General features: G+C 71.5%; 9 protein-coding genes and 1 pseudogene. 8 read left to right on the top strand and 2 right to left on the bottom strand.

Annotated features, from left to right (window positions below; translation table 11 throughout):
* A pseudogene (locus GT042_RS14730) lies at nt 1-172 on the top strand (aldehyde dehydrogenase (NADP(+))); the annotation flags it as partial.
* A gap of 220 nt (nt 173-392) precedes the next feature.
* A complete protein-coding gene (locus GT042_RS14725) occupies nt 393-893 on the top strand; it encodes a GNAT family N-acetyltransferase (protein WP_161309166.1) in 501 nt (166 codons plus the stop codon).
* On the opposite strand, the gene GT042_RS14720 is transcribed toward GT042_RS14725, so the two are convergent.
* On the bottom strand, nt 884-1,441 hold the full coding sequence (locus tag GT042_RS14720; protein ID WP_345943776.1) for a YdeI/OmpD-associated family protein: 558 nt from the start codon (nt 1,439-1,441) through the stop codon (nt 884-886). The genes GT042_RS14725 and GT042_RS14720 overlap by 10 nt on opposite strands.
* Before the next feature lie 288 nt (nt 1,442-1,729).
* On the opposite strand from GT042_RS14720, the gene GT042_RS14715 reads away from it, so the two are divergent.
* Nucleotides 1,730-2,590 carry an SDR family oxidoreductase gene (locus GT042_RS14715; RefSeq protein ID WP_161309163.1) on the top strand — a complete coding sequence of 287 codons (861 nt, stop codon included), beginning with the start codon at nt 1,730-1,732 and terminating at the stop codon, nt 2,588-2,590.
* Between the two features lie 116 nt (nt 2,591-2,706).
* On the opposite strand, the gene GT042_RS14710 is transcribed toward GT042_RS14715, so the two are convergent.
* A complete protein-coding gene (locus tag GT042_RS14710; protein WP_161309162.1) occupies nt 2,707-3,552 on the bottom strand; it encodes an alpha/beta hydrolase in 846 nt (281 codons plus the stop codon).
* A gap of 113 nt (nt 3,553-3,665) precedes the next feature.
* Here GT042_RS14710 and GT042_RS14705 point away from each other — a divergent pair, with 113 nt between their 5' ends.
* The 5 genes from GT042_RS14705 to GT042_RS14685 form a co-directional block, all read left to right on the top strand.
* Nucleotides 3,666-4,298 carry a TetR/AcrR family transcriptional regulator gene (locus GT042_RS14705; protein WP_202532771.1) on the top strand — a complete coding sequence of 211 codons (633 nt, stop codon included), beginning with the start codon at nt 3,666-3,668 and terminating at the stop codon, nt 4,296-4,298.
* A gap of 43 nt (nt 4,299-4,341) precedes the next feature.
* Nucleotides 4,342-5,130, top strand: coding sequence for an SDR family oxidoreductase (locus tag GT042_RS14700; RefSeq protein WP_161309161.1), 789 nt, complete (start codon nt 4,342-4,344; stop codon nt 5,128-5,130).
* Nucleotides 5,131-5,211: 81 nt separating this feature from the next.
* Nucleotides 5,212-5,928 carry an alpha/beta fold hydrolase gene (locus GT042_RS14695; RefSeq protein WP_161309160.1) on the top strand — a complete coding sequence of 239 codons (717 nt, stop codon included), beginning with the start codon at nt 5,212-5,214 and terminating at the stop codon, nt 5,926-5,928.
* Nucleotides 5,929-6,073: 145 nt separating this feature from the next.
* Nucleotides 6,074-6,865, top strand: coding sequence for a DsbA family oxidoreductase (locus GT042_RS14690; protein ID WP_161309159.1), 792 nt, complete (start codon nt 6,074-6,076; stop codon nt 6,863-6,865).
* A 93-nt stretch (nt 6,866-6,958) separates the two neighbouring features.
* Nucleotides 6,959-7,835: aminotransferase class V-fold PLP-dependent enzyme (locus tag GT042_RS14685; RefSeq protein ID WP_161309158.1), on the top strand; the 877-nt coding region annotated here is incomplete at its 3' end.

The following is a 7,835-nucleotide window of genomic DNA, read 5'->3' as shown; positions in this document are numbered from 1 at the left end:
CCCGTACCCGGCGACGACGTCCACGTCCACGTCGGTGGGCGCGACGGCGATCGAACGCTGGCTGCGCCCGGTCTCGTACCAGTCGACACCGCCGGCGCTGCTGCCGCCGGAGCTGCGGGACGAGAACGCGCTGGGGCTGCCGCGGCGGGTGGACGACGTGCCGCAGGGGTGAGGTGGGGCGGGGCGGGGGTCTTTGGGGGTTGTACGGCTCTTTCGGTCGTACGGCCCCCGAGACCCGAGCGGGCGGCCGTGCCCGGGGCGGGTGGTCGGTGGCCTGCGGCCGGTCGTCCGTACACGGCTCGCGCCGGCCGCGCCCCTCATGGGAGGGGAGTGCAACCGGGCCGCGGACGGAGTGCAACCGGGCCGCCCGCCCCCACGTCTCCGTCACCATGATCATCAGACGAGCCGTCCCCGCCGACCTCGACCCGATCGCCGCGTTCCACGCGGAGGCGCGGGCCACGTACTACCGGGGCCATGTCCCGGACGAGGAGTTCGAAGGACCGGCCGAGCGGGCCCGTACGCGCGCCAACTGGGCCACCGCGCTGAGCCGCGACGAGCCGGGCGCGGCGGTACTGTGCGCGGAGGTCGAGGGCCGGCCGGTGGGCGTGGCCGCGTACCGTACGGCAGACGGCGTGACGACCCTCACCCAGCTCCACGTGGCCCCCGCCCACTGGCGGTGGGGGATCGGTGCCGCGCTCCACGAGGCGTGCGTGGCGGCCTGGCGGCGGGACGGGGTGGTCACGGCGCGCCTGGAGGTCTTCGAACCCAACCGGCGCGCGCAGGCGTTCTACGCGGCGCACGGCTGGGAGCCGGACCCGGAGAACCCGCGCGACGACACGCACCTGATCCTGCGCCTGGTGGTGGGCGACGACGAGAACAGGTCTCAGGGATAGATCTTCTTCCGCTCGGCGAACATCGCCACGTACTTCGCGATACGGCGGGCGCGGGTCTCGGGCCGCTTGGCGTCGTGGACCTGGTGGAGGACGGAGAAGCGGTTACGGCTGTCGAGCGTGGCGAAGAATTCGGCCGCCACGGGCTCCGCCGCGAGGGCGGCGGCGAGATCGTCCGGTACGGAGACGGTCCTGGGCCCGTCGTACGCGGCTTCCCACCGCCCGTCGGCCTTGGCCCGAGCCACCTCGGCGAGCCCGGCGTCCCGCATGCGGCCGGAGGCGATCAGCGCCTCGGCCTTGTCACGGTTGATCTTCGACCACTTGCTGCGGGCACGCCGGGGCGTGAACCGCTGCAACCAGTGCGTGTCCTCGGTGGCTTTCTTCTTCTGCCCGTCGATCCACCCGTAGCAGAGGGCCACGTCGAGCGCCTGCGCGTAGTCGAACGTGACGACCCCCGGTGTCTTCTTCCTGAGCCTCAGCCAAATCCCGTCGCCGGACGCGTGCTGCGCGCCCAGCCACGCCTCGAACGCCTCGGCGCTCTCGAACGACACACTTTCCGGTTCCTCAGCCACAACGCCCAGTCAAGCACAGGCATTTTCCGTTCACGGGGCGGTAGCAGCGCACAACATCGGACGCGCCCGATCTCCAACTGCCCCTCAGCCCCGAGGGGTTGCAGCCACATGGCACCACGCCCACGCGAACTGACACCGGACCGCTCGGTAGGGACGGCGGAAGGCCCGCCGCGATCGGCAGTTTTGTTTCGAAATGGGTCGTTATATGTGCTTGACTGGCCGTTACTGGTCATATGTGCATGCCCACGACGATGAGGGTGCGTGGTGATGAACGAGCTCAACAACGCTGTCGCGGTGGTCACCGGCGCGACGAGTGGCATCGGCGCGGCGATCGCGCGCAGGTTCGCCGAGGAGGGGGCTCGTGTCGTCCTGGTCGGGCGGCGGGCCGACCGGGGGGAGGCGCTCGCGGCGGAGCTGGGCGGTGAGGCGTGGTTCCGGCGCGCCGATGTGACCAGGGAAGAAGACGTCGAGCAGCTGGCCTCGGCCGTCGAGGAGCGGTACGGGAGGGTCGACGTTCTCGTCAACTGCGCCGGTGCCCCCGCCACCCTGGGCAGCGTGGCGGAGACGGACGTCGAGCGGTTTCGGCAGGCGTACGACGTGAATGTCTGTGGACCGCTGCTGATGATCAAACACCTGTCCCCGGGGATGCGGGAGCGAGGCTCCGGCAGCATCGTCAACCTCTCCAGCGTCGCCGCATTCCGCGCGGTACTCACAGGCCTGGACTACTCCGTGTCCAAGGCGGCCCTCCTCCAGCTGAGCGCCTGGGCGGCCGTCGAACTGGCGCCGTACGGGGTACGGGTCAACAGCGTCTCCCCGGGCCTCGTCCTGACAGGGATCTTCGGCAAGGTGGCCGGCCTCGGTGACTCGGCCGCGGACTCCCCGGAAGCCATCGAGGCCCTCTCGGCGAAGATCGCACCGCGCCTGGGCCGGACCATCCCGGCGAGTCGTCCGGGACTGCCCGAGGAGGTCGCCGCCGCGGTGCTCTATCTGGCGGGACCGGCATCCGCCTTCGTCAACGGCCACAACCTCGTACTCGACGGCGGACAGACACTGGGCCAGCCGTACGAGGTGATGCGCGCGCAACGGGAAGCGATGGCCGCCGCGTTCCAGGGCACGCCCGACTCGTAACCCGACGATCCTTCGACGACTCTCCCGCGCGTCTCCCGCCCGGCCCGGCCCGGCGCGCGAGCCCTGAGCCGGCGAGGGGCCGGTCAGCGGGACCGTTCCGGGAAGGCCGTCTCCCCTCACGCGGCCACGAAGTCCGTCGCTTTGGCGACCACGGCGGGGTCCGCGAGGATCCGCCGGTGGCCGAGGCCGTGGGTGACGACGAGCCGCGCCCTGGCGCCGTACGCGTCGGCGGTGCTCCGCGACTGGTCCACCGGCACCATGTCGTCGGTGTCGTCGTGGAAGAGAAGCAGGGCGGCTCCCGTCCTCCCGGGTTGCCAGGCGGTGTCGAAGCGGCGCCAGATGTCGGATTCCCCGGGGAAGAGGAAGCGCTCCACGGCGACGCGCAACGCCCTGTTGGCGGGGTCGCGCAGCCCGAGCAGCGCACAGAACCCGTCGACGAAGTAGCCGTACCTGGCCACGCCGGCGATTCCCACGACGCGGCGCGCTCCCACTCCCTCCCGCAGGGCGACCAGGGTCGCGAGAACACCGTACGAGTGGGCTATGACCGCCTCGAAGGTGCCGTGACGGCGATCCAGCCGCCGGATGATGTCGCCGTATTCGAGCAGGTCGGTGTGACGACCCCCGGAGCCTCCGTGGCCCGGGGCGTCGAAGGCCACCACGGTGAACCCGCGCTCGCGCAGGGCGGTGACGAAGGGCGCGAAGCGCGCGGCGCGCGAGGCCCAGCCGTGCACGAGCAGGACGGGGCGGGTTCCGTCGCCCCATTGGTAGGTGAGCACGGTCTTCCCCTTGACGGTCAGCCGCCCCGGCCGGGCCTCCGCGAGCAGTTCCGCCTCGCCGGGGCGCAGGCGGCTGCGGCCCGCGGGTGTGCGGAACACCGCGAGAGCCAGGCGTCCGGCCAGGCGCGGAGCGACGAGGGAGGCGGTGTTGAGGGTCACGCGCAGGAGAGAAGATGCGGGATACATGCAGTGGACCATACAGCGTGTATGAACATCGGGTATAGTGTGAGAGAGGGAACGGGCCGATCGGCACCACGCCAGTCGGACCGCCGTTCGAAACCCCTTCCGGGAGGCGACCCATGACGTCTGTGACGCGGCGGAAAAACGATGATCATGAGCGTCGGTCCGCGGCGACGGAGGCCAAGCTGCTCTCCGCGGTGGAGAGGCTCCTCACCGACGGTGAGTCCTTCACGGACATCAGCGTGCAGCGCATCCTCGAGGAGGCCGGGGTGTCCCGCGCCACCTTCTACGCGTACTTCCCGGGGAAGCCGGACATCCTCAAACGGCTGGCGGAAAAGGTACGGGACGCCTCCCTGGCCCTGGCCCAGCAGTGGGACCCGGGGGCCGGAGAGGACGGCGCCGACCGGTACACGCGGTTCTTCGAGGACGTGCTCGCCCTCCACCGGGCACACCACCCGGTGCTCTCGGCGGTGCGCGAGGTCGCGACGTACGACTCGGCGGTACGGGACTTCTACACCGCCGACCTGGAGGGATTCGACGAGGCCGTCCTCGCGACGCTCCTCCAGCAGCAGGACGTCGGCGCCACGCCGCCCGACCTCGACGCCGTGGCCGCGAGCCGGGTCATCGTCTGGGGCGGGGCGCAGGCCATGGCCCGTCACATCAGCGTGGACGACGGGAGCGGTGACGCCGCGCTGGCCCGTGAACTCGGGCGGATCTGGTGGTACGGCGCCTACCGCCGCCCCGCCGGGTGACCCCGACCGGGCGCCATCACAGACGTGAGACGAGGACAACGCAATGAACAGCAAGGCAACAGAAGGCCTCCCCACCCACCCGCTGGCCGGCAGGACAGCCGTGGTCACCGGTGCCGGACGCGGGATCGGAGCGGCTACCGCGCTCCTCCTCGCCCGGGCGGGCGCCCGGCTCGCCCTGGTGGGCCGCAGTGCGGAGTCGCTGAGAGGCGTCGTGGACGACCTGCCGGGGGACACCGTCACGGTTCTCGCCGACCTGTCCCGGCCCGAGGCGCCCGACGAGGTCATGGAAGCCCTGATCGGGCAGCTCGGCCGGGTGGACGTCCTCGTGAACAACGCGGGCAGCGGCAGCCTGACGCCCGCTCACGAGCTGACGGCCGCGGAGGCGGACGCGCTCTGGGCGCTCAACGCCCGTACCCCGCTGCTGCTGGGGGCGAGGGCCGCCGCACACATGGCGGCGACGGGCGGCGGCAGCATCGTGAACCTGTCGTCCGCTGTGGGCGGTGACCGCAGCATGGCGGGGGTGGGTCTGTACGCCACCACGAAGGGCGCGGTGGACGCCGCCACCCTTTCGCTGGCCGCCGAATGGGGAGCGTCGGGCGTACGGGTCAACGCGGTCCGCCCCGGAGTGGTCAGGACCGACTTCTCCGCCGGGATCACCGGCAATCCGGCGCTGGAGGCGACGCTGACCAAGGAGTACGCGCTCAGGCGGTTCGCCGTTCCTGACGACGTCGCCCAGGCCGTCCTCTTCCTCGCCGGCCCCGCCAGCTCGTACCTCACCGGCCAGCTGCTGAACGTCGACGGCGGATGGGGCTCGGTCCACGCGCGCGGCTGACGCGGTTCCCCACTCTTTTCACACCGATCTCTTTTCACACCGAGAACGATTTCCCGACCGATTGATCGACTGAGGATCGCCATGACTGAAACAGCTTCGACTTATGTTCTGATCCCCGGGGCGTGGCACGGCGCGTGGTCCTGGCGCCCGGTCGCCGAGCGGCTGCGGGCCGCCGGGCACCGCGCCGTCTGCCTCACCCTTCCCGGCACCGGGGACGGCGACGATCCCTCGGGGGTCGGGCTCCAGGACGCCGTGGACCATGTGGTCTCCGAGGTGGAGCGACGGGATCTCACCGACGTGACCCTGGTCGCCCACAGCTGGGGCGGATATCCGCTGACCGGTGCGGCGCACCGCCTGTCGGGCAAGGTCTCCCGGGCCGTCTTCTACGCGGCGCAAGTCCCCCTGCGCGGCAGGTCGCTGCTGGACGACAACCCTCCGGAGGCCGCGGCGTGGCTGCGGAGCCTGATCGACGCCTCCCCGACCCACTCCATCCCGCCCACATTGGACTTCGTCCAGGGCATCTTCATGCAGGGCGCCGAAGAGGAGGCCCAGCGACTGGTCGCGGAACTGCTGACGCCGCTGCCCGGCCACTACTTCCTCGACGCGCTCGACGTCCCCGGCGTGACCGAACTCGGCATTCCCGCGCTCTACCTCCTCGGCGAGGACGACCGTGCGCTTCCTCTCCCCGGCACCGAGTTCGCGGCACGGCTCGGACTGGAACCCGTCATGGTCCCCGGAACCCACGAGGGCCTGCTGACCCACCCCGACGAGATCGCGAAGGCGATCCTGACCGGCTGACGCGCCGGCCGCGAACCCCGCTCCACCCGCCTGTCGGCGGTGGGCGGGGGGAATCTTGGGTCGGCCCCGGACGTTGTCCCGGCGGCGGAGGGGGCCTCCGTGTGCGTCGGGACTATGGGCCGTGGGCCTGGGGAGAAGCTGAGAGATGCGCGTCGAGATCTGGAGTGACATCGCCTGCCCGTGGTGTTATGTCGGGAAGGCCCGCTTCGAGAAGGGGCTGGCGGCGTTCGCGCACCGGGACGACGTCGAGGTGGTGCACCGGTCCTTCGAGCTGGACCCCGGGCGGGCCAAGGGGGACACGGCTCTGGTGGTCGACATGCTGGCCACCAAGTACGGCCGTACCCGCGAAGAGGCTCGCTCCATGGAGGAGAACGTCGCGTCCAACGCACGCTCCGAGGGCCTTGAGTACCGGATTGACGGGCGTGACCACGGCAGCACCTTCGACATCCACCGGCTGCTCCATTTCGCCAAGGCGCACGGGCGCCAGGACGAGTTGCTGAGCCTCGCCTACCGGGCGAACTTCGCCGAGGAGCGCTCCGTCTTCGACTCGGAGACGCTCATCGCGCTCGCGGTCGAGGCGGGTCTCGACGAGGCGGAGGCGCGGGCCGTGCTCGCCGACGCTGACGCCTACGCCGACGACGTACGGGCCGACGAGCGCGAGGCGGCCGAGCTGGGGGCGAACGGGGTGCCGTTCTTCGTGCTCGACCGGCGGTACGGAGTCTCCGGCGGGCAGCCCGCCGAGGTGTTCACCCAGGCGCTGGAGCAGGCGTGGCAGGGGCGGGTCATCACCGAGATCGGTCAGAAGACGGGCGACGCGGACGTCGCCGGCGACGCGGCTGTGGCGGGCGACGCGGCTGTCGCGGACGACGCGGCCGTCTGCGGGCCCGACGGATGCGCGGTCCCGCACGCCGGGCCGCATGCGGGCGCGCACGCGTAATCCCTGGTCAGGGGCCATCCATAAGCAGCTCTAGGGTGTTTCCTTCACGGATACGCGATTGACCCGGGGTGGTGGCGGACCCAGGGTGGGTCCATGACCACCCTGGGGGGCGCCGAGTTCGCGCCCGAGACGACGTACCTGAACACATCGACCGCCGGACTGCTGCCCCGTAGCTCCGTCGAGGCCGTACGGGACCTCGCCGCCAAGAGCGCCACGGGCTCCTACGACGGCTCGGACGGCTACGAGTCCGTCGAGTCCGCCCGCGCCTCCTTCGCTCGGATCGCCGGGGTCGACCCGAGCCGGGTCGCCCTCGGCGGGTCGGTCGCGGCGCATGTCGCGCTGGTCGCGGCTTCGTTGCCGGCCGGGGCGGAAGTGCTGTTCCCCGAGGGGGAGTTCAGCTCCGTCATCACCCCGTTCACCATCCGCGGCGACCTCGAACTACGGTACGTACCGCTGGACGCCCTCGCGGAGTCCGTACGGCCCGGCACGGCCCTGGTCGCCTTCTCCGTGGTCCAGTCGGTGGACGGCCGGGTGGCCGACACCCCGGCGATCCTCGCGGCGGCTTCCGCGCACGGCGCGCGTACGCTCGCCGACCTGAGCCAGGCGGCGGGGTGGCTGCCGCTGGACGCGGGCGCTTTCGACTACACCGTGACCGGTGGCTTCAAGTTCCTGCTCAGCCCGCGTGGTGTGTCGTTCCTGACGGTGACGGAGGAGGCGCAGGGGTTGCTGCCGCCGCTGTACGCGGGATGGGTGGCGGCGGAGTCGCCCTGGGACAGCACGTACGGCCCGGTCGAGCGACTCGCGACCACGGCCCGACGCTTGGACGCGCCGCCGTCCTTCCTCGCGTACCACGCTGCCGCGCGGTCCTTGGCGCTGCTGGAGGCGACGGGGATCGAGGCGATCCACGCACATGCGGTGGGGTTGGCTTCGCTGTTCCGGGAGGGGGTGGCGGGGTTGGGGTTCTCGCCGG

Origin of the sequence: Streptomyces sp. SID3212 (assembly GCF_009865405.1) — a bacterium.
Taxonomy (GTDB): Bacteria; Actinomycetota; Actinomycetes; order Streptomycetales; family Streptomycetaceae; genus Streptomyces.
This window is presented reverse-complemented; position numbering and strand designations above follow the sequence as displayed.

What these genes read in the sequence shown, in the direction of transcription:
- GT042_RS14705 (WP_202532771.1), top strand. Translation starts at nt 3,666, where the DNA reads ATGACGTCTGTGACGCGGCGGAAAAACGATGATCATGAGCGTCGGTCC.
- GT042_RS14690 (WP_161309159.1), top strand. Translation starts at nt 6,074, where the DNA reads ATGCGCGTCGAGATCTGGAGTGACATCGCCTGCCCGTGGTGTTATGTC.
- GT042_RS14695 (WP_161309160.1), top strand. Translation starts at nt 5,212, where the DNA reads ATGACTGAAACAGCTTCGACTTATGTTCTGATCCCCGGGGCGTGGCAC.
- GT042_RS14715 (WP_161309163.1), top strand. Translation starts at nt 1,730, where the DNA reads ATGAACGAGCTCAACAACGCTGTCGCGGTGGTCACCGGCGCGACGAGT.
- GT042_RS14700 (WP_161309161.1), top strand. Translation starts at nt 4,342, where the DNA reads ATGAACAGCAAGGCAACAGAAGGCCTCCCCACCCACCCGCTGGCCGGC.
- GT042_RS14710 (WP_161309162.1), bottom strand. Translation starts at nt 3,552, where the DNA reads ATGTATCCCGCATCTTCTCTCCTGCGCGTGACCCTCAACACCGCCTCC.